This is a genomic window from Bacillus sp. CGMCC 1.16541, from assembly GCF_003184905.1.
In the GTDB taxonomy this organism is placed as follows: Bacteria; Bacillota; Bacilli; order Bacillales; family Bacillaceae_H; genus Priestia.
This window is the reverse complement of sequence record NZ_QFRU01000019.1, coordinates 1-21,004: the sequence shown is the minus strand read 5'-3', so window position 1 is coordinate 21,004 and position 21,004 is coordinate 1. Positions and strand designations below refer to the sequence as shown.

General features: G+C 36.8%; 20 protein-coding genes and 2 other annotated features. All 20 genes read left to right on the top strand.

The window, feature by feature from the left end:
* The first annotated feature begins 3 nt into the window (after positions 1 to 3).
* The 20 genes from DIS06_RS15200 to rplT all read left to right on the top strand — a co-directional run bounded on the left by DIS06_RS15200 (position 4) and on the right by rplT (position 20,949).
* Complete coding sequence (locus tag DIS06_RS15200; RefSeq protein ID WP_239422084.1) at positions 4 to 477, top strand: MaoC/PaaZ C-terminal domain-containing protein; 474 nt, start codon at positions 4 to 6, stop codon at positions 475 to 477.
* A gap of 230 nt (positions 478 to 707) precedes the next feature.
* Positions 708 to 1,427, top strand: coding sequence for a response regulator transcription factor (locus DIS06_RS15195; protein ID WP_110114087.1), 720 nt, complete (start codon positions 708 to 710; stop codon positions 1,425 to 1,427).
* Positions 1,420 to 3,189, top strand: a complete 1,770-nt coding sequence (gene pnpS / locus DIS06_RS15190) for a two-component system histidine kinase PnpS (protein ID WP_110114086.1) — start codon at positions 1,420 to 1,422, stop codon at positions 3,187 to 3,189. Before DIS06_RS15195 ends, pnpS begins: the two co-directional genes overlap by 8 nt.
* Positions 3,190 to 3,513: 324 nt before the next feature.
* Positions 3,514 to 4,479 carry an FtsH protease activity modulator HflK gene (gene hflK, locus DIS06_RS15185; protein ID WP_110114085.1) on the top strand — a complete coding sequence of 322 codons (966 nt, stop codon included), beginning with the start codon at positions 3,514 to 3,516 and terminating at the stop codon, positions 4,477 to 4,479.
* Positions 4,472 to 5,407 (top strand): protease modulator HflC, encoded by a 936-nt coding sequence (gene hflC, locus DIS06_RS15180; RefSeq protein ID WP_110114084.1) that lies wholly within the window; start codon positions 4,472 to 4,474, stop codon positions 5,405 to 5,407. Before hflK ends, hflC begins: the two co-directional genes overlap by 8 nt.
* 66 nt (positions 5,408 to 5,473) lie before the next feature.
* Positions 5,474 to 8,146 (top strand): DNA polymerase I, encoded by a 2,673-nt coding sequence (polA, locus tag DIS06_RS15175; RefSeq protein WP_481746872.1) that lies wholly within the window; start codon positions 5,474 to 5,476, stop codon positions 8,144 to 8,146.
* Positions 8,147 to 8,164: 18 nt separating this feature from the next.
* Entirely contained in the window at positions 8,165 to 8,998 is an 834-nt protein-coding gene (gene mutM / locus DIS06_RS15170; protein WP_110114082.1) for a DNA-formamidopyrimidine glycosylase, read from the top strand.
* A 151-nt stretch (positions 8,999 to 9,149) separates the two neighbouring features.
* The gene (ytaF, locus tag DIS06_RS15165; protein WP_110114081.1) at positions 9,150 to 9,785 is read left to right on the top strand and encodes a sporulation membrane protein YtaF; all 636 of its coding nucleotides are present in this window, start codon (positions 9,150 to 9,152) and stop codon (positions 9,783 to 9,785) included.
* Between the two features lie 27 nt (positions 9,786 to 9,812).
* Complete coding sequence (gene coaE / locus DIS06_RS15160) at positions 9,813 to 10,409, top strand: dephospho-CoA kinase (RefSeq protein ID WP_110114080.1); 597 nt, start codon at positions 9,813 to 9,815, stop codon at positions 10,407 to 10,409.
* Positions 10,410 to 10,609: 200 nt separating this feature from the next.
* Entirely contained in the window at positions 10,610 to 11,641 is a 1,032-nt protein-coding gene (locus tag DIS06_RS15155; protein WP_110114079.1) for a glyceraldehyde-3-phosphate dehydrogenase, read from the top strand.
* Positions 11,642 to 12,132: 491 nt separating this feature from the next.
* Positions 12,133 to 12,513 carry an adenosylmethionine decarboxylase gene (gene speD / locus DIS06_RS15150; RefSeq protein ID WP_110114078.1) on the top strand — a complete coding sequence of 127 codons (381 nt, stop codon included), beginning with the start codon at positions 12,133 to 12,135 and terminating at the stop codon, positions 12,511 to 12,513.
* An 80-nt stretch (positions 12,514 to 12,593) separates the two neighbouring features.
* Positions 12,594 to 13,007 carry a cytosolic protein gene (locus DIS06_RS15145; protein ID WP_110114077.1) on the top strand — a complete coding sequence of 138 codons (414 nt, stop codon included), beginning with the start codon at positions 12,594 to 12,596 and terminating at the stop codon, positions 13,005 to 13,007.
* A 119-nt stretch (positions 13,008 to 13,126) separates the two neighbouring features.
* Entirely contained in the window at positions 13,127 to 13,588 is a 462-nt protein-coding gene (nrdR, locus tag DIS06_RS15140) for a transcriptional regulator NrdR (protein ID WP_110114152.1), read from the top strand.
* Between the two features lie 110 nt (positions 13,589 to 13,698).
* On the top strand, positions 13,699 to 15,120 hold the full coding sequence (locus DIS06_RS15135) for a replication initiation and membrane attachment family protein (RefSeq protein WP_110114076.1): 1,422 nt from the start codon (positions 13,699 to 13,701) through the stop codon (positions 15,118 to 15,120).
* Between the two features lie 51 nt (positions 15,121 to 15,171).
* Entirely contained in the window at positions 15,172 to 16,104 is a 933-nt protein-coding gene (gene dnaI / locus DIS06_RS15130; RefSeq protein WP_110114075.1) for a primosomal protein DnaI, read from the top strand.
* Positions 16,105 to 16,197: 93 nt separating this feature from the next.
* Positions 16,198 to 17,076, top strand: a complete 879-nt coding sequence (ytxC, locus tag DIS06_RS15125) for a putative sporulation protein YtxC (RefSeq protein WP_110114074.1) — start codon at positions 16,198 to 16,200, stop codon at positions 17,074 to 17,076.
* A 49-nt stretch (positions 17,077 to 17,125) separates the two neighbouring features.
* Positions 17,126 to 17,402: a binding site (T-box leader), on the top strand.
* A gap of 51 nt (positions 17,403 to 17,453) precedes the next feature.
* The gene (gene thrS / locus DIS06_RS15120; RefSeq protein WP_110114073.1) at positions 17,454 to 19,385 is read left to right on the top strand and encodes a threonine--tRNA ligase; all 1,932 of its coding nucleotides are present in this window, start codon (positions 17,454 to 17,456) and stop codon (positions 19,383 to 19,385) included.
* Between the two features lie 230 nt (positions 19,386 to 19,615).
* Positions 19,616 to 19,740, top strand: a sequence feature (ribosomal protein L20 leader region).
* Positions 19,741 to 19,826: 86 nt separating this feature from the next.
* Positions 19,827 to 20,330 (top strand): translation initiation factor IF-3, encoded by a 504-nt coding sequence (gene infC, locus DIS06_RS15115; RefSeq protein WP_110114072.1) that lies wholly within the window; start codon positions 19,827 to 19,829, stop codon positions 20,328 to 20,330.
* A 21-nt stretch (positions 20,331 to 20,351) separates the two neighbouring features.
* Entirely contained in the window at positions 20,352 to 20,552 is a 201-nt protein-coding gene (gene rpmI, locus DIS06_RS15110; RefSeq protein WP_110114071.1) for a 50S ribosomal protein L35, read from the top strand.
* 37 nt (positions 20,553 to 20,589) lie between these two features.
* The gene (gene rplT / locus DIS06_RS15105) at positions 20,590 to 20,949 is read left to right on the top strand and encodes a 50S ribosomal protein L20 (protein ID WP_110114070.1); all 360 of its coding nucleotides are present in this window, start codon (positions 20,590 to 20,592) and stop codon (positions 20,947 to 20,949) included.
* The last annotated feature ends 55 nt before the right edge of the window (positions 20,950 to 21,004 follow it).

The window sequence follows — 21,004 nt, the reverse complement described above, 5'->3', positions numbered from 1 at the left end:
AAAGTGCTGTTTAAGAAACGCAAATTAGGTAGAAGTATTGACGAGATTACAGTTGGTGAGAAACTAACACTAACAGAACGAATCGAAGATAAGGATTTACTTCTCTATTTAGGTTTGACAAATGATGCTAATCCGCTTTATATCCAACACGATTATGCTTCTCAGACACCTTTGAAAAAGCCAATTGTACCGGCTATTATGATTACGGGAATGATGACGGCTGCTATTTCTAAATATTTACCTGGACCAGGTTGTCATATTTTAAAACAAACCATTGAATTCCCTAAAAGAGTTTATCATTATGGTACGGTTGAATTTCTGTTTGAAGTGACTCATGTTAATCGTGAAGAACATCTGATTACAATTGATGTGCATGCGAAAGATGACGAGGGAGAGACGGTTGTACAAGCACAATTTTTGGTTTGTCCCCCATATAAAGCACCTTCAATTGAAGAACATGAATTTGAGAATTTTTAATAAAACGATGGTGAAAAACAATCATAGCGTTTATGTTAATCAAAAAAGAAGATCAATTGCGAAGAAGAGTTTATTCTTTCTTCACAATCGGTCTTCTTTTTTATATGCAACGTGAATTTTCTTTGAGAACTTGTATAAATCGTTGTATGATGATTATGACATACTAAATAAATAATTGGATGGAAATGCGGTTTTCAAATTTTTTATATATGGAGGCAGACGTTATTAATATGAGTAAGAAACTATTAGTCGTTGACGATGAGCAATCTATTTCAACTTTATTACAATATAATTTGCAGCAAGCAGGGTATACAGTTGTCACTGCAGCAGATGGAGAAGAAGGATACAACAAAGCACTTGAAGAAGCTCCTGATTTAATTGTATTAGATTTAATGCTGCCTAAAATGGACGGAATCGAAGTTTGTAAAAAGTTACGTCAACAAAAAGTCATGACACCTATTTTGATGTTAACTGCAAAAGATGATGAATTTGATAAGGTGTTAGGTTTAGAGCTCGGTGCAGATGATTATATGACGAAACCCTTTAGTCCGAGAGAAGTGGTAGCAAGAGTAAAGGCCATTTTGCGTCGTGTACAAGTAACGAATCAAGACTCACTAGAAGATGATGAAGAAGGGGAACGTATCACAATTGCTGGACTGAAGATTCTTCCAGAGCATTACGAAGCTTACTTCAATGATGAACGGTTAGAACTGACACCTAAAGAATTTGAGTTGCTCTTATACCTAAGTAAGCATAAAGGACGCGTATTAACACGTGATCAGTTACTCAGTGCGGTATGGAATTATGACTTTGCTGGTGATACACGAATTGTTGATGTTCATATTAGTCACCTTCGTGAAAAAATTGAAAAGAATACGAGAAAGCCGCTTTATATTAAAACAATTCGAGGACTTGGCTATAAGTTAGAGGAGCCAAAGTTGAATGAATAAATTTCGCTCCCGTCTTTTATTTGCTCTTCTCACTTTAATTATTGTGGTGTTAGTCGGATTAGGACTAGTACTAGGACAATTATTTAAAAGCTTTTACTTGCAAACATTTCATGAACGTATGGAAAAAGAAGCAAAGCTAGTGGAGCTCTTTGTGAGAGAAGAAGGAATAACCAATCCTTATCTGCAAGATAAGATTGACGAAGTTAGTGCAATATTGAACGTTCGTACAACGATCATTCAAAAAGATGGAACGGTTCTTTTTGATGCTAATCAACGTGGAGATAAACAGAGTGTAGAAGAGAGTTCGGTTATTGAAGAAATTATTCGTGATCATTTAAATGGTGAAAGAGGATTTCATAAAGTGGAAGATCGGTATGACTTGTACTATTATGGAGTTCCTTTAAAAGTGAACAATGAACAAACAGGATTTGTTGTATTAAGTACATCTGTTGATTCGCTCAATCGAATTAATCAGCAGATATGGGGGCTTTTGATTGGGAGTTTAGGTATGGCTTTAATTGTCATCCTACTATTAGGTGTGCGAATTATGAATCAATATACTCGTCCTATTGAATCTGCCACGAAAGTCGCAATGGAACTTGCAAAAGGAAATTATAAAGCACGTACGTATGAAGACAATGTCGATGAAACAGGAATGCTAAGTCAAGCCATCAATATATTAGCACGAAATTTACAAGAGTTAATTAGTGCCCAAGAGATGCAACAAGACCGACTTCGAACGTTAATTGAAAATATGGGCAGTGGAATGATCTTAATTGATAGTCGTGGCTATATTAACTTGGTGAATCGAGCTTATAAAGAGCAGTTTCAAATCGAACCGTCCGATTATATGTACCGTTTGTACTATCAAGCTTTTCAGCATAAAGAGGTTATCGGTATTGTTGAGGAAATCTTTATGACTGAAATTAAAGTCAGAAAGCAAGTGGTACTCCCAATTAAAATTGAACGAAGACACTTTGATGTATATGGGGCTCCTATTATCGGATTAAATGATGAGTGGAAAGGAATTGTGCTTGTTTTTCATGATATTACAGAGCTGAAAAAACTTGAGCAAATGCGCAAAGATTTTGTAGCAAACGTATCACATGAGCTAAAAACCCCCATTACTTCTATTAAAGGATTTAGTGAAACCTTACTTGAAGGTGCAATGGAGGATACACAATTACGAGAGCAATTTCTACATATCATTCTTAAAGAAAGTGAACGCATGCAAGGTCTGATTCAAGATTTATTAGATTTATCAAAAGTAGAGCAGCAAGGGTTTAAGCTAAATGTACAAGCTGTTAATGTAAAGGTCATGCTAGAAGAGATTGTAATGGTGTTGTCTAATAAAACTGAAGAAAAAGACATTGAGTTAGAAACGAAGCTTCCTGAAGATGAAGTGTGGATTCAAGGGGATACTCAGCGCTTAAAGCAAGTGTTTATTAATTTAATAAGTAATGCAGTGACGTATACACCTAAAGGTGGACACGTTCAAGCTGAGTTAATTGAACTGGATGAAGAGATTATTGTGAAAGTCTCTGATACAGGAATTGGGATTAGTACAGAAGAAATTCCACGTATCTTTGAACGCTTCTACCGAGTTGATAAAGCACGGAGTCGTAATTCAGGAGGAACTGGATTAGGTCTCGCTATTGTTAAACACTTAATTGAAGCTCATAAAGGTCAAATTGAGGTCACAAGTACAGTTGGAGAAGGCACTGTATTTTCTGTGCGATTAAGAAAAGAACTACATTTATAAAAGAAAATGGTTTAAATTTACGTTTGCTTTACATTGTGTTTATGTGAGGTTAATAAAACGTTGCTAGAATAATCTTTGGAAACCCCTTCATCCAAGGAGCCAATGTAGAAAGGCGGAAGCACTCTTGCTTCCGCCTCTTCTTTTTTTATAAGTGTTCAAAAATTTAACTAAAATTGAATAATATTGAAACTTCTCGTACTTTAGTTCGTATATATAGGCGTAAAGAATTGTAACTAGCCGGGGGGCTTTAAGATTTAGTAATTGCATGAGATAACAAACGCTCATAGTAAAGAGGTACGGACTGAAAAAGAGAGGGTGATACAGATGGTTAGCATAAGGCAGGTTAGTAAGTTTGTAGGAATGGGATTCGGTTTAATTGTGTTAGGGATTGTTGCATTTACAAGTTGGTATACGGTAGATGAGTCTGAACAAGCCGTAATCGCGACGTTTGGGGCTGTAGACGAAGGGATTTCAGAGCCGGGTCTTCATTTTAAACTTCCATGGCCAGTTCAAACGGTAGAAAAGCTTTCTAAGGAAACGTTTAGTTTGCAGTTTGGTTATACAGAAAAGGATGGAGAAATTAAAGAAGTTCCAAAAGATACAAAGATGATTACGGGTGATGAGAACATTGTATTAGCCGATATGGTTGTGCAATGGAAAATTACAAATCCAGAAAAATACCTTTACAATGCAGAAAATCCAGAAGAGGTTTTGTACAATGCAACGAGTGCGTCCCTTCGTAGTGTGATTGGAAGTTCAAAAATCGATGATGCCTTAACGTCAGGAAAAGCAGAGATTGAAGCAGATGTGCGTGAACTGTTAGCGACTTTGATGGAAAAATATGATGTGGGAATTTCAATTGTCAACGTTAAGTTGCAAGATGTCGAGCTTCCAAATACAGAAGTGCGAAAAGCGTTTACAGATGTAACAGATGCACGTGAAACGATGAATACAAAAATTAATGAAGCAAATAAATATCGAAATAAGCGAACGAAAGAAGCAGAGGGAGAGCGAGATGCTTTAATTTCAAATGCAGAAGGAGATAAAGCGTCTCGTATTGAAACTGCTCGTGGAGATGTAGCTGTTTTTAATGCGATTTACAACGAATACAAAAATGCACCTGAGATTACAAAAACACGTCTTATTTTAGAGACCATCGACCAAGTACTACCAAATGCAGAGATTTATATTATGAAAGATGAAGGTAATACACTAAAGTATTTGCCGCTAAAGCCAATGGAACGCCAAGCACCTCTTGCTGAAGAGAAAGGAAGTGAGAAGAGTGAGTGATCAAAATATTATTGATTTAAATGAACAAAAGAAAAATAAGTTAACTGTGGGTAAGTATGTAAAGGGTGGTATCACATTTGTTCTAATTCTAGCACTTCTTCTTTTCTTGCTTAGTAATGTGTTTGTTGTAAAAGAAAATGAATATAAAGTAGTCAGACAGTTTGGTGAAGTCGTTCGTATCGTATCTGAACCAGGCTTAAATATGAAAATCCCTTTCATTCAATCGGTCACATCATTACCAAAATATCAGATGACGTATGATGTGCAAGAAGCGGAGATTAATACGAAAGATAAAAAGCGAATGATTATTGATAATTACACAGTTTGGAGAATCGAAGACCCTAAAAAGCTCATTGCAAATGCTCGCTCTGTCGTAAATGCTGAAACGAAAATGGGAGAGTTTGTGTTCTCAGTTGTTCGTTCAGAGCTTGGGCGTTTAAATTATGATGAAATTATTAACGATGAAAATTCAGGCCGCGGAAGCTTAAATGATAAAGTGACAGAGCAAGTCAATACCCTATTAAAAGACAGTAACTACGGAATTGTTGTCACAGATGTCAGAATGAAGCGGACCGATTTACCAGCAGAGAACGAACAGTCTGTATATACTCGTATGATTTCAGAACGTGAAACAAAAGCGCAAGAATATTTATCAATGGGTGATGCAGATAAAAACCGTATTATCGCACAAACAGACCGTGAAGTAAAAGAGATGCTATCGAAGGCACAAGCGGAAGCTGAAGGAATCCGAGGACAAGGTGAGACAGAAGCAGGAAAGATTTATAATGCAGCTTACTCGCAAGACCCTCAGTTCTACGAGCTTCACCGCACATTACGATCTTATATTAAAACGATTGATGATAAAAGTGTCATTGTTTTACCAGCAGATTCACCGTATGCACGTATCTTAATGGGTTATACTAATTAGAAAAGAAGCTAAGCCATGAGGCTTAGCTTTTTCTTCTGCTCCAACTTTTGCTAGAATAAAGGAAAGATGAAAGAAAGAGTAAGCGAGAAAAGAAGAGGAGGATCACACATGACAAAAAAATTGGTGTTAATTGATGGAAACAGCATTGCATATCGTGCTTTTTTTGCGTTGCCATTATTAAACAATGATAAAGGAATACATACAAATGCGGTTTATGGTTTTACGATGATGTTGATGCGGATATTAGAAGAGGAAAAGCCATCTCATCTGCTTGTCGCTTTTGATGCAGGCAAAACAACATTTCGTCATGAGACATTTAAAGAATACAAAGGTGGAAGACAGAAAACACCGCCTGAGCTTTCGGAACAATTTCCATTTATTAGGGAGCTTTTAGACGCTTATAATATTAAGCGATATGAATTAGAGAATTACGAAGCAGATGATATTATCGGAACACTTTCTGCACAAGCAGAACGAGAAGGATTTGATGTAAAAGTCATTTCAGGAGATAAAGACTTGCTTCAGCTTGTTTCAGAGCGAGTAACCGTAGATATCACAAGAAAAGGAATTACAGAAGTAGATTCTTACACACCTGCGTTCATCGATGAGAAGTACGGCATCACCCCAGCGCAAATTGTCGACATGAAAGGGTTAATGGGAGATAGTTCTGATAATATTCCAGGCGTACCGGGTGTGGGAGAAAAAACAGCATTAAAGCTATTAAAAGAGCATCATACGGTTGAGCAGTTACTAGAATCAATTGACCAAGTGAGCGGGAAGAAGTTAAAAGAAAAGCTTGAAGACAACAAAGAGCTCGCCGTTATGAGTAAAAAGTTAGCCACCATCTTTAGAGAAGCACCAATTGAAGTAACAGTTAATGATGTACATTATGAGGGGCACGATGGAGAGAAGATAGCAAAGCTTTTTAAAGAGTTAGGGTTTAACTCTCTTTTAGATAAGTTAGGATACGAAGCGGAAGAAACAAAAGAAGAGTTTGAGGAGATGGGTTATGAAATTGTAACAGATGTCACTGAAAAGATGTTAACAACAAACTCTGCGCTTATTGTTGAACTTTTTGATGAGAACTACCATCATGCTGATATCATTGGATTTGGTGTTGTAAATGAAGCGGGCAAATACTTTCTTTCGGCTGAAGTAGGCTTACAATCAGACGTGTTTGTTTCGTGGCTGAACGATGCACAAATGAAAAAAGTAGTGTTTAACGCAAAGAAGTCATCGGTTGCTTTAAAGTGGAAAGGAATTGATTTACAAGGTGTTTATCATGATGTGATGATTGCTTCATACATCATCAATCCTTCTGATGCAAATGATGATTTAGCTACAATCGCGAAGCAAAAAGGCTATTTACAAGTTCAATCAGATGAAACGGTATACGGCAAAGGAGCAAAGCGAAAAGTACCTGAACAAGAAGTTTTAGCAGAACATGTTGTTCGAAAAGCGCTTGCGGCTTATCATCTAGAAAATCAGTTAACAGATGAGTTGAAGGAAAATGAACAGTACAAGCTGTTTGAAGATCTTGAAATGCCACTTTCTCTTGTATTAGGTGAGATGGAGTATCAAGGTGTAAAGATTGATATGGATCGTTTAAATAACATGGGAACGGAGATTGGAAAGCGGTTAGAAGAAATTGAGCAGAAAATTTATAAGTTAGCAGGTGAGTCGTTTAATATTAACTCTCCAAAACAACTAGGAGTTGTGTTGTTTGAAACGCTCGATTTGCCTGTCATTAAGAAAACAAAAACAGGATATTCTACATCCGCAGATGTGCTAGAACAATTAGCGGACAAGCATGAAATTATCCCTGAAATTTTACATTATCGTCAACTGGGGAAATTGCAGTCTACTTATATTGAAGGGCTAAAAAAGGTCGTATATGAAGAAACGGATAAAGTACACACTCGATTTACGCAAACATTGACGCAAACAGGGCGTTTAAGTTCAACTGACCCAAACCTTCAAAACATTCCTATTCGTTTAGAAGAAGGTAAGAAAATTCGTCAAGCTTTCGTTCCATCACAAAAAGATTGGGTAATCTTTGCGGCGGACTATTCACAAATCGAATTGCGTGTACTTGCTCATATTGCAAACGATGAAAAATTAATTGATGCGTTTCAAAATGATTTAGATATTCATACGAAAACAGCTATGGATGTGTTTCATGTGGAAAAAGACGCAGTAACGTCGAATATGCGTCGTCAAGCAAAAGCTGTTAACTTTGGGATTGTCTATGGCATTAGTGACTATGGTCTTTCACAAAGTCTAGGAATTACACGGAAAGAGGCAGGTCAATTTATTGAGCGTTACCTCGAAAGCTTCCCAGGTGTAAAAGAATACATGGATGACATTATTCGCGATGCAAAAGAAAAAGGGTACGTGACAACGTTGCTGCAACGAAGAAGATACTTACCAGAGATTACGAGCCGTAACTTCAATCTAAGAAGTTTTGCAGAGCGTACAGCGATGAATACACCAATCCAAGGTACCGCTGCTGACATTATAAAAAAAGCGATGATTCGTATGGCTGATCGACTCAAAGAAGAAGGGTTACAATCTAAATTGTTGCTTCAAGTTCACGATGAATTGATTTTTGAAGCGCCTAGAGATGAGGTTGAAGTATTAACGAAGTTAGTACCAGAAGTGATGGAAGAAGCGCTTGAGTTAAAAGTTCCACTTAAAGTAGATTACTCATATGGCGATACATGGTTTGATGCAAAGTAATAAAGGACGTGAGAAATAGTGCCAGAATTACCAGAAGTGGAAACAGTCAGACGTACGTTAATTGAGCTTGTAAAAGGCAAAGTGATTAAAGGTGTAGAAGTGCTTTGGCCTAAAATGATTAAACAGCCTGATGATGTTCATCAATTTAAAGATGCATTAAAAGGACAAGTCATCCAAGATGTGTCACGCAGAGGCAAGTTTCTAAAGTTTATGTTAGATGATTATGTGCTTGTTTCGCATTTGCGCATGGAAGGTAAATATGGTCTTTATGAGAAAGCAGAGCCATCTGATAAGCATACGCATGTATTCTTCGAGTTTACAGATGGAACCGAATTACGTTATAAAGATGTACGCAAGTTTGGAACGATGCATTTATTTAAAAAAGGACAAGAGGAGTTGCATGCTCCGCTTGTCACGTTAGGACCTGAGCCTTTTTCAGATACGTTTACCTCAGAGTTTCTAGAAAGTAAACTTAAAAAAACAAATCGTAAAATTAAACCAGCGTTATTGGATCAAACGGTAGTTGTTGGACTTGGAAACATTTATGTCGACGAAGCGTTATTTCGAGCAGGTATACACCCTGAGCGAATTGCTGCCACGTTAACGAAGGTAGAAATTGAGCGTGTGCGTGAAGAAGTCATTGCAACTCTAAGCGAAGCAGTGGAGCAAGGTGGAAGTACCGTTCGTTCTTACGTGAACACACAAGGTCAAATTGGGATGTTTCAGTTACGTTTATACGTTTACGGCAAAAAGGGTGAACCTTGTAAGCGTTGTGGCACTCCCATTAAAAAAAGTGTGGTAGGTGGACGAGGCACTCACACATGTCCTGTTTGTCAACCATCTCCTTTATAAATGTAGTAGAAGGCTGTCTAAAGGATACATCGCTCCTAATCACCTCACTGCTCTAACAGAGATAGGCGCGTAGATAGATATATAGGCGGATAACACACTGGATAGGCTCTTTCCATATACTATTCTAGAAATAGATGGAAGGAGCCGTGAAATGACTGTTACGCTTTCTTTACTTATATTAGCCTTTGCAGTTAGTCTCGATAGCTTTAGTGTAGGCTTAACATACGGGCTTCGAAAAATGGTTATCCCTTTAAAATCAATTGTCATTATTGCGGGTTGCTCGGCAATCTCTTTAATGGCTTCTATGATGCTTGGCAAATTGATTGCTTCTTTTTTCTCTGCGGAGATTATGGAGAGAATAGGAGGCTCTATTCTTGTTTTATTAGGCATGTGGATTTTGTATCAATTTTTTCGCTCGTCTGATTTAGCAACGAATAACCAAGAAGAAAAAGTATTATTTAAATTAGAAATTAAGTCGTTTGGTGTGGTTATTAATATTTTGAAAAAGCCTACCGTAGCAGACTTTGATAAATCGGGATCTATTACGGGAATTGAGGCTTTTGTATTAGGAGTTGCTTTATCACTTGATGCATTTGGAGCTGGAATTGGAGCAGCGTTATTAGGGTACTCTCCTTTTTATTTAGCAATCGCTGTTGCATTAATGAGTTCGTTCTTTTTGTATGCAGGTATTCAATCTGGAAAAGTATTTTCAAAGATAAAATGGGTAAAAGTTTTTTCTTTTTTACCTGGTATCTTATTAATCGTATTAGGAATTTGGAAATGGTAATGTGAATGAAATGGAAGGAGAACCGACATGGCGGTTGTAATTGGTCTAACAGGAGGAATTGCCAGCGGGAAAAGTACAGTTGCTCACATGATGGAGGAACTAGAAATTCCTGTTGTGGACGCAGATAAAATTGCAAAAGAAGTTGTAGAAGTTGGTACGGATACTTATCATCAAATCGTGCAAACATTTGGTGAGGAAATTCTGCAAAAAGATCGTTCGATTGATCGAGTAAAATTAGGTGCCATTATTTTTCAAAACAAGGAAGAGCGAGAGAAGTTAAACGCCATTGTTCATCCAGCAGTGAGGCAGTCTATGTTACGTCAAAAAGAGCAGTTTTTACAAGACGGAAACGAAATCGTCGTACTTGATATTCCATTATTATTTGAAAGTGATTTAACACATTTAGTAGATCGAGTCATTGTGGTTTATGTCGATGAAGATGTACAGTTAGCGCGCTTAATGAAAAGGAACGGCCTTACAGAAGAAGAAGCAAAGTCTCGTATTCAATCTCAAATGCCACTTGTTCAAAAAATAGCGTTAGCAGATAGTGTCATCAACAATAATGGGTCAATTGAAGAAACCAAAGTGCAATTACTTAGTGCACTCGCATATTTAAATAAATAAAGTAGGAAATATGACATGACAGTGCTACTGTCATGTCATATTTTTTTAACCACTTCATATATTTGTCATACTTGTTTACAAAAATTTAGATAAAATTAGAAAAATAAGCGTTTTCATTATTCCGTTTTTAGTTATATATGTTATACTTATTAATATAAAACAACAATAAGTATAACACATATAAAGAAAGGGGATTGACCATGAGAGCAAAGATTGCGATTAATGGTTTTGGGAGAATTGGAAGAATGGTGTTTCGTAATGCAATTCAAGAAGATAATTTAGAGGTTGTAGCGATTAATGCAAGCTATCCTGCAGAAACGCTCGCACACCTTATTAAATATGATTCAATTCACGGAAAGTTTGAAGGGGAAGTCATCACAGGGGATGATAAACTAATTGTGAACGGAAAAACAATTCAATTACTCGATTCAAGAGATCCACTCTTGTTACCTTGGAAGGAATTACAGATTGATATTGTTGTAGAAGCAACTGGTAAATTCAATTCGCGTGACAAGGCAAAATTACATTTAGACGCTGGGGCGAAAAAAGTTGTGCTAACCGCTCCTGGAAAACAAGAAGACATTACAATTGTCATGGGTGTAAACGAACAAAACTTTAATGTGTGTGAGCATGAAATTATTTCGAATGCATCGTGTACGACAAACTGTTTAGCTCCAGTTGTAAAAGTACTAGACGAAGCATTTGGAATTGAGAATGGTTTAATGACAACCGTTCATGCTTATACAAATGATCAAAAGAATATTGACAACCCACATAAGGATTTACGACGTGCACGTGCTTGTGGACAATCGATTATCCCAACCACGACAGGTGCAGCAAAAGCATTATCTTTAGTACTACCTCACTTAAAAGGGAAATTACATGGAATGGCATTGCGTGTGCCAACACCAAATGTATCCCTAGTTGATTTAGTAGTCGATGTAAAAAAAGACGTGACAATCGATGACGTAAATGAAGTGTTTGTAAAAGCTTCACAAGGTTCGTTAAAAGGAATTCTTGATTTTACAATGGATCCTTTAGTGTCTATCGATTTTAATACAAATTCACATTCAGCAATTATAGACGGCTTATCGACAATGGTTATGGATGATCGTAAAATTAAGGTGTTAGCGTGGTACGACAATGAGTGGGGTTATTCAAGACGTGTAGTAGACTTAGTTCAATACATTGCTGCAGCAATGTTTCAAAAAAGTGAAATGAAGGTTGGATAAGATAAAGAAAGTGTTCGTAAAAGAGTTCTAGTTTAGGTATTCTAAAACATCCCTTGGCTATAAAAATGGTAGCCAAGGGATGTTTTGTGTATTAGGTACGTATTTTAAAGTAATATGGTGTTAAAGAAGTACTCTAATTCACATGAAAAAATTAACAAATTGTTTTAGCGTCTACGATTAGGGTAAGAAAATAAATATGTGGAGATGAGCTGCAAAGTGTATAGGATAAGTACTTCACATTGTGGACAGAGTAAATAGATGGTTACTTTGAAAAAAACTTTAGCAAAAAAAATCAAAAAACATATATTGCAAAATAAGTTTAAACAAAGTATACTATTTTTCGTGAACTTCTTATATACCTTTCGGTTATGTAGCTACTTAAAGGGTTAGGACCTCTCTGGACTAACTTTCCCCCGTGGTAGTTCACATTCCATATGGCGAAAGAAATTCATGTTTAACGATTAAAAATTGTTAAAGGGGGAAATACGAGTATGGAAACTATGGGTCGTCACGTTATCTCAGAATTATGGGGTTGCGATTTCGATAAGTTAAATGATATGGAATACATTGAAAAAACATTCGTTGATGCTGCACTAAAAACAGGTGCGGAAGTTCGTGAAGTGGCATTTCATAAGTTTGCTCCTCAAGGAGTAAGTGGAGTTGTCATTATCTCTGAATCACATTTAACGATTCACAGCTTCCCAGAGCATGGTTATGCAAGCATTGATGTTTATACTTGTGGTGATTTAGATCCAACAATTGCGGCTGATTACATCGCAGAGGCGCTAAATGCACAAACACGTGAAACGATTGAAGTTCCTCGTGGAATGGGTCCTGTACAAGTAAAACCTGCACAAGTAAAAGCACTTTAATAACGAATTTGAAATCGGAACAAAGATCAGAGGTGTATATCATGCACCTCTTTTTATTATAGGTAAAAGGAGAGGTGCAAATGGGGGCATTACAATCACTTAAACAAGCGTTCTCAAACCATACAGAAACAAGTGATCACCATCATGATCCGACCTTAAGGAGTCATTACTACAAAACAACGGCTCCAAATGGTTTTAAGGCTGTAAAAGAATTAGTCGAAAAAATTGAGGGCTTTCACATTCTAGCAACTTACGAAGATCGCGGTGAAATTAGTGTGAATATTAAAAAAGGTCGCAAAGCATTTATGGTCATTACAGTTATTTCACTACGTCCGTTTGAAACAGCTATCGATCTTTCGGTTACAACGGAAACAAAAGTTTTACCTTTTGACTTTGGGTACAGCAAGCAACTTGTCAAAGCGATGTATGAACAATTAGATAAAAAGCTTGTGTTAGTAAGACAGGGCTCTACGACTGTGAAAGGGTCCAATTAAATCAGAAAATACTGTTCATTCTCTTGTATTTAAGCACCTTTTTCTATAAGATGAGAATAAAGAAAAACTTCCGTGAAAGGAAGTTTTTTTATCAAATGCGTATTAATGGAGCTGAGAAGATGAAGTGTCCATCGTGTCAATATAATGGAACGAGAGTATTAGATTCAAGGCCCGTTGAAGAAGGCCGCTCAATTAGAAGAAGACGAGAATGTGAAGAATGTCATTATCGCTTTACAACATTTGAAAAAGTGGAAGAACTTCCTCTTATTGTTGTTAAAAAGGACGGAGCCAGGGAAGAATTTAGTAAAGAGAAGATATTAAGAGGGCTAATTAAAGCGTGCGAAAAGAGGCCGGTTAGCTTAAAACAGCTAGAAGATGCTGTGATGGATGTTGAAAAAGAACTTCGTAGCCAAGGAACATCTGAGATTCAATCAGAGGTCATTGGCGAAATGTTAATGGAGCGTTTAGCTTTAATTGATGAGGTATCATACGTTCGATTTGCATCTGTATATCGACAATTTAAAGATGTTAATGTTTTTATTGATGAGTTAAGAGAATTAATAAAAAAAGAGCGACTATAAAAAAGAGCACATAAAGGTTTCTTTAGGCTCTTTTTTTGCACTTCTGGACTTTTCAAAGATCATTCATACATAATGAGCTGAAAATGAATAATAGGTAGGGTTAAAATAACATGACAGAGCAACATTGGAAAGAAATAATACCAGTCGACCGTTATATTGTACGAGCTAGCAGTGTACTTCAAGATTACGATAGAAAAATTTTGACAATACTTTATCAACCATTAATAGGGTCCCTGTCCTTTAGTTTATACATGACGTTATGGAGTAGTCTAAATGAAGATCAATTGTGGGGAAAAGAAGTTACGCACCATCATTTAATGGCGATGATGCAAATGAATTTACCTCAAATCTATCGTGAACGATTAAAATTAGAAGGTATGGGGTTGTTAAAAACGTATGTTAAACAGCGAGATGAAAAACGTGTTTTTATTTATGAACTCATTCCTCCTTTAACGCCTCATCAATTCTTCAATGATGGTGTGTTAAATGTTTATTTATATAATCGACTTGGTAAAAACGTGTTTCAAAAAATAAAGCAATCTTTCTCTGAGGAAATGATACAAAAAGAGGATTTTAAAGAGATTACGCGACCCTTTAATGAGGTATATCAATCTGTTCATGTAAATGAGTTAGCCATTAACTTTCAAGAAGAAGCGAAACGTGATTTAATGGAGACACAAGGGTATGAATACGTGAACTCCTCTTATGAAGGGAGCTTGACGGTTTCTGCGCCTACATTTAATTTTGATTTATTTTATGCAGGACTTAGTGAAGCAATGATTCCAAGGAAATCTATTACACCCAAAGTAAAAGCAGCGATTGAAAAGCTTTCGTTTTTGTATGAGATTGATCCTTTACAAATGAAGAACATTGTCATTAGCGCGGTAGATGAGTTTGATCAAATTGATATTGAACAGCTTCGAAAAGCAGCACGTGACTTTTATCAATTCGAACATGGAGATACACTGCCTAGTTTAAGTGAAAAAGTACAACCTCCTTTATTGAGAACAATGGAGCATAAACAACCTACTTCTCAAGAAGAACAATTAGTTAAGCATCTTGAAGTAATTTCTCCTCGTCAGCTTCTTGTTGAAATTTCAGGAGGAGCTGAGCCAACAAAATCAGATCTACAAATGATCGAAGATGTCATGTTTCATCAAAAACTTTCTCCAGGCGTTGTAAATGTTCTGATTCACTATGTGATGTTGCGAACGGATATGAAATTGTCAAAGGGATACGTTGAGAAGATTGCAGGACATTGGGCAAGGAAAAATATTAAAACGGTTCAAGAAGCGATGAGACTTGCAAAAAGTGAACATAAAGATTATCAAAATTGGGCTGAAAATAAGAAACAAAAGCCAGCATCTAAGAAAATTGTCCGAAAAGAAATGGTTCCTGATTGGTTGAAAGAAGAAGAGCAGGAGCAAAAGCCTAAAGTTAACAAATCTTCTTCATCTCAAGACTTTGAGGAAGAAAAGAGAAAATTAAAACAAGAGCTTGAACAATTAGATCAAGAATTAAAGAAAAAATAAAATAGCACGATAAGTAAAACAGACAATAAAAACCAAAAGGAGGTGGGGATAGTGAAGCCAATCAATGATTCGTTAAACCAATTAGTACAAAATAAGGGATTTAAAGAGCGTTATGAAGAACTAAAAAAAGAAGTACTAAGTGATAAGGGTGTTCGAGCATTTATTCAAGAGCACAGATCAGAATTAGATGAACAAATGCTAGATCGAGGCCTTGTGAAGTTACATGAATATAAAGGTCAAAGTAAGCATTGTGAGAAGTGTCCATCTCTACGGGAATGTGTCAATATGATTAAAGGTTATCACCCTCAGTTGGTTTTGCAAGGCAAGGGGATTGATGTGCAGTACGAGCGTTGTCCTCAAAAAGTACGTGAAGATGAGCGAAAAGAGCATGAATCGTTTATTCAATGCCTCTATGTCCCAAAAGATATTTTAGAAGCTTCCATGGTAGGCGTTGAAATTGAGGAAGGGCGATTTGAAGCGATTAAGCTTGCTCGGGACTTTGTGCGCGAATACGAGCAGAATAAAAAGATGAAAGCTCTTTATTTACATGGACCTTTTGGTGTAGGAAAGACGTATATATTAGGTGCTATTGCCAATGCACTAGCGGAAAAGAAAATTCAATCTACGATTATTTATGTGCCGGAATTTTTACGAGAGTTAAAAGGCTCATTCCAAGATCAAAGTTTTAATCAAAAAATTGAATTTATGAAAAATGCACCTGTGTTAATGTTAGATGATATCGGTGCAGAAGGTGTAACAAGTTGGATGCGAGATGATGTACTAGGGACCATCTTGCAATTTCGGATGTTAGAAAATTTACCAACGTTTTTCTCGTCAAATTTAAACTTTAAACAACTTCAGCATCATTTTACGTATACACAGCGTGGCGAGCAGGAAGAGATTAAAGCAGCGCGTATTATGGAGCGCATTAAGGCATTAGCACGTCCTGTAGAAGTGATTGGTGAAAATAAACGTAATGTTTGAGTAAGTCATTTTACTTTTCGAGTAATGACTTGCTCATTTTTTTTAACTATCTCCCATATACATAGATTAAGCGTGTCCAAAGGGGGGATATGATTGATCAACATTTCGTTTCAGCATTCACATGACGCATTAAAAGTATATGAGTTGTTATGTGCGCAAACAGGCGCTTTATCATATAGTCCTCAATCTTTTGAGGTTGTGGGTCATCAGCTTTCAATTAAATATGTATTAAGGGATTACGATGATATGCTTCACCGTATTGTCATTCCGGCATTTACACAATTTGTTTTGCTTCATAAGGAACATGAGTTAATTATGTCTATTCTACAAAATACGTTTTTCTATTCTGAATTAGATGAACAAGCTCATATTTTGCAGATGGTTCAATCCATTATGGATGGGGAACGAACAGATATTCCTCAAAAGACGTTTGATACATCTAAAGAGCGATTGATTATTTCCGCACTTACACACTTTTTAACAGATGGTGTAGCTTTTACATTTGAATCATTTTTGCAATTTCGATTAAAGGAATATCTAGAGCGACTGATGTATTACACAGGAATTGGCATTGACGAATATAAACTTGAACAAGAGTACCAAGTGTTTGTCAATCAGTTAAGAGAAGTAATTCAAGATACGAAGTCTGTTGTACCTCATGTACATGTATTTCATGATAAAGACGATGAATTTGTTTTTTATAATGAAGCATTTCAAAAGATACAAGATGAAGAAAGACAACATTTTTGTGAAGCGTTCTTACAACAACACCGTAGGATATACATAGATAAACAAGTAGTCGCGCCACTTATTAACATGTCACCGTTAAAAATTTATATCTATACAAGTTCGCCTGCTAACACTGTGATTCAAACATTACAAAATATATTTGAGGAACGAGTAGAAATTGCTCATCCAACTACCTTTTTTGCAGCGGAAAAACTCATTATGCAACAAGAGGTTGATTTCTAATCACAAAATGAATATAATAAACTCAGATTGTCATAAAACGTCATAAAATGTAAAAGTTATGATGAGGATATGAGTGTATTTTTACGGTTTACAGAGAGGGAAATCACGGCTGCAAATTTCCTAACACGATTAATATATTTACCACCTCTAAACTTCAGTGATGAACCAATGAACGATTTTAGTAGTTACTGACGGTCTTTCCGTTATCAAGCCCAGAGATGTTTAGCATGTGTATGTTTAATACATACTTGTAGACAAGAATGATTGTTACATGTGTTGAACTAAAAAAAGGGTGGTACCACGTGTATACACAACTCGTCCCTTATTGAGGGGGCGGGTTTTTTGTTTTTATTCATAATAATAAGGAGTTGAATAAGATGTCTGATGTAGTAAAAATGACATTTCCAGATGGAGCAGTAAAAGAGTTTCCTAAAGGAACAACAACAGAAGAAATTGCGGGTTCAATTAGTCCTGGTTTAAAAAAGAAATCAATTGCAGGTAAAGTAAACGGTGAACTAGTTGATTTACGTACGCCAATTGAAGCAGACGGCACAATTGAAATTGTGACGCAAGACTCTGCAGATGCACTTGAAGTGATGCGCCACAGTACAGCTCACTTAATGGCTCAAGCCATTAAACGTTTATACAAAGATGTGAACTTAGGTGTAGGTCCAGTCATTGAAAATGGCTTTTACTATGATATTGATATGGAAGAGTCGTTAACACCTGAAGATTTACCAAAAATCGAAAAAGAAATGAAGAAGATTGTAAACGAAAATATTGAGATTGTGCGTAAAGAAGTTCCTCGCGAAGACGCGATTAAATTGTATGAAGAAGTTGGCGATAACTTAAAGCTAGAGTTAATTGAAGCGATTCCTGCTGGCGAAGCGGTATCAATCTATGAACAAGGTGAATTTTTTGACTTATGTCGCGGCGTTCATGTGCCGTCTACAGGAAAAATTAAAGAATTTAAGTTATTGAGCATTGCTGGTGCTTACTGGCGTGGAGACAGCAAAAACAAAATGCTTCAACGTATTTATGGAACAGCATTCTTTAAGAAGGCGGAACTAGATGAACATTTACGTCTTTTAGAAGAAGCAAAAGAGCGTGATCATCGTAAATTAGGGAAAGAACTTAACCTATTTACAAACTCTCAAAAAGTTGGACAAGGTTTACCTTTATGGTTACCAAAAGGTGCAACAATTCGTCGTGTAATCGAGCGCTACATTGTGGATAAAGAAGAGCGTTTAGGTTACCAACATGTGTATACACCTGTTCTTGGTAGTGTAGATTTATATAAAACATCAGGACACTGGGATCATTATCAAGATGGGATGTTCCCAGCAATGGAAATGGATAATGAGCAACTAGTTCTTCGTCCAATGAACTGTCCGCATCATATGATGGTGTATAAAAATGACATTCACAGCTATCGTGAATTGCCAATCCGTATTGCGGAGCTTGGAACGATGCATCGCTATGAAATGTCAGGAGCATTATCAGGTTTACAACGTGTTCGTGGTATGACATTAAATGATGCGCATATCTTTGTGCGTCCAGATCAAATTAAAGACGAATTTATTCGTGTTGTTCGCTTAGTACTAGATGTGTACAAAGATTTCGGCCTAGATGATTATTCATTCCGTCTTTCGTACCGTGATCCTGAAGACACAGAGAAGTACTATGACGATGATCAAATGTGGGAAAAGGCACAAGCGATGCTAAAAGAAGCAATGGATGACATGGGCTTAGACTATTACGAAGCAGAAGGTGAAGCTGCGTTTTATGGTCCAAAACTTGATGTTCAAGTAAAAACAGCATTAGGAAAAGATGAAACACTATCCACTGTTCAATTAGATTTCTTACTTCCTGAACGCTTTGACTTAACGTACGTAGGGGAAGATGGTAAGCAACATCGCCCGGTTGTTATTCACCGTGGAGTGGTATCAACAATGGAACGATTCGTTGCATTCTTAATTGAAGAATATAAAGGTGCATTCCCAACATGGTTAGCACCAACGCAAGTTCAAGTGATTCCAGTTTCTTCTGACGTACATTTAGAGTATGCGAAGAAAGTACAAGAACAGTTACAGCTAGAAGGCTTCCGCGTTGAATTAGATGACCGCAATGAAAAAATGGGTTATAAAATTCGTGAAGCACAAATGCAAAAAACACCGTACATGCTTGTGGTTGGAGATAAAGAAGTCGAAGAGCAAGCTGTTAACGTGCGTAAATACGGTGAGCAAAAATCAGAAACAATTGATTTTGCAACATTCCTTAGTAGCTTAAAAGACGAAGTGAAGCGTTAAGGTTAGACGTTGTTAGTGGTGGGGGAAGGTGCGTGACTGTTTGTTTATCACGCTTTTCCACTACTTGTTCAATTGCAATGACGTATGTGAGGGTTGTATTTTTTAAAAAAACTATTGCACAATGGTTTTTCTTTTGATACAATATTTTTTGTTGTGAAACAAAAGAAATCAAGTCATTGACATTTGTCTTTGTTAATAATATAATAGCTTAAGTAATTGAATACTTGTTTGTGCAGAAGAAGAAGCACCCGCTTCTCACCTGATTGACGCTACAGCAGTTGGCAGGTTTAAATCGTATTTAACATTAACGATAGAAGTGTGGGTGCAATATGTGTGCTCACACTTTTTTTGTGGGCCTATATGTAAGCTGATGAAAAAAGCGTTTGTCAAACGAGTTATTCGCTCATTAAACCTTGGAGGTGGCTACTTATTAGCAAGGACATGATGGTAAACGAGGGCATTCGAGCTCGCGAAGTTCGCTTAATTGACCAAAATGGTGAACAATTAGGGATTAAATCAAAACAAGAGGCGTTAGAAATCGCCACACGAGTAAACCTAGATTTAGTAATGGTTGCTGCAAATGCGAAACCACCTGTATGTCGTATCATGGACTACGGTAAATTCCGTTATGAGCAACAACGTAAAGATAGAGAAGCTCGTAAAAATCAAAAGGTTGTTAACTTAAAAGAAGTTCGTTTAAGTCCGACAATTGAAGAACATGACTTTAACACGAAACTTCGTAATGCACGTAAGTTCCTTGAAAAAGGTGATAAAGTAAAAGCTTCGATCCGTTTTAAAGGACGTGCCATTACGCACAAAGAAATTGGTCAACGAGTACTCGATCGTTTTTCAGAGGCTTGTGCTGATATAGCTTCGGTTGAAACTGCACCGAAAATGGAAGGTCGTAGCATGTTCTTAGTTTTAGCACCTAAAAACGAAAAGTAATAGAACGAGGAGGAACACCCTATGCCAAAGATGAAAACACACCGTGGCGCTGCAAAGCGTTTCAAGAAAACTGGAAGCGGTAAGTTAAAACGTGCTCGTGCTTACACAAGCCACTTATTCGCTAACAAATCTACAAAGCAAAAGCGTAAACTACGCAAAGGTACGTTAGTAAGCAAAGGTGACTTCAAACGTATCCGTCACTTATTAGACAACATTAAGTAATTCGTTCAAATAGAAACATTACAGGAGGGAAACGATTATGCCACGCGTAAAAGGCGGTACTGTAACACGCAAACGTCGTAAAAGAGTTTTAAAATTAGCTAAAGGTTATTTCGGTTCTAAACATACATTATACAAAGTTGCTAACCAACAAGTAATGAAATCATTAATGTATGCATACCGTGATCGTCGTCAAAAGAAACGTGATTTCCGTAAATTATGGATCGCACGTATCAATGCGGCAGCACGTATGAACGGTCTTTCTTATAGCCGTTTAATGCACGGTTTAAAATTAGCAGGTATTGAAGTTAACCGTAAAATGCTTGCTGAATTAGCTGTTGCTGATGAAAAAGCATTCGCTGAATTAGCATCTGTTGCAAAAAGCAACTTAAGCAAATAATGAACTGCCCCCTGTCAAGTAGACAGTGGAAATAATAAAAATGATTTAAGCGGCT

Bases quoted from the DNA above. Each gene is read 5' to 3' on its own strand.
- rpmI (WP_110114071.1), top strand. From the start codon at position 20,352: ATGCCAAAGATGAAAACACACCGTGGCGCTGCAAAGCGTTTCAAGAAA.
- polA (WP_481746872.1), top strand. From the start codon at position 5,474: ATGAAAGAAAGAGTAAGCGAGAAAAGAAGAGGAGGATCACACATGACA.
- DIS06_RS15135 (WP_110114076.1), top strand. From the start codon at position 13,699: ATGACAGAGCAACATTGGAAAGAAATAATACCAGTCGACCGTTATATT.
- DIS06_RS15145 (WP_110114077.1), top strand. From the start codon at position 12,594: ATGGGGGCATTACAATCACTTAAACAAGCGTTCTCAAACCATACAGAA.
- pnpS (WP_110114086.1), top strand. From the start codon at position 1,420: ATGAATAAATTTCGCTCCCGTCTTTTATTTGCTCTTCTCACTTTAATT.
- DIS06_RS15155 (WP_110114079.1), top strand. From the start codon at position 10,610: ATGAGAGCAAAGATTGCGATTAATGGTTTTGGGAGAATTGGAAGAATG.
- speD (WP_110114078.1), top strand. From the start codon at position 12,133: ATGGAAACTATGGGTCGTCACGTTATCTCAGAATTATGGGGTTGCGAT.
- rplT (WP_110114070.1), top strand. From the start codon at position 20,590: ATGCCACGCGTAAAAGGCGGTACTGTAACACGCAAACGTCGTAAAAGA.
- coaE (WP_110114080.1), top strand. From the start codon at position 9,813: ATGGCGGTTGTAATTGGTCTAACAGGAGGAATTGCCAGCGGGAAAAGT.
- DIS06_RS15195 (WP_110114087.1), top strand. From the start codon at position 708: ATGAGTAAGAAACTATTAGTCGTTGACGATGAGCAATCTATTTCAACT.
- infC (WP_110114072.1), top strand. From the start codon at position 19,827: ATGATGGTAAACGAGGGCATTCGAGCTCGCGAAGTTCGCTTAATTGAC.
- ytaF (WP_110114081.1), top strand. From the start codon at position 9,150: ATGACTGTTACGCTTTCTTTACTTATATTAGCCTTTGCAGTTAGTCTC.
- hflK (WP_110114085.1), top strand. From the start codon at position 3,514: ATGGTTAGCATAAGGCAGGTTAGTAAGTTTGTAGGAATGGGATTCGGT.
- thrS (WP_110114073.1), top strand. From the start codon at position 17,454: ATGTCTGATGTAGTAAAAATGACATTTCCAGATGGAGCAGTAAAAGAG.
- nrdR (WP_110114152.1), top strand. From the start codon at position 13,127: ATGAAGTGTCCATCGTGTCAATATAATGGAACGAGAGTATTAGATTCA.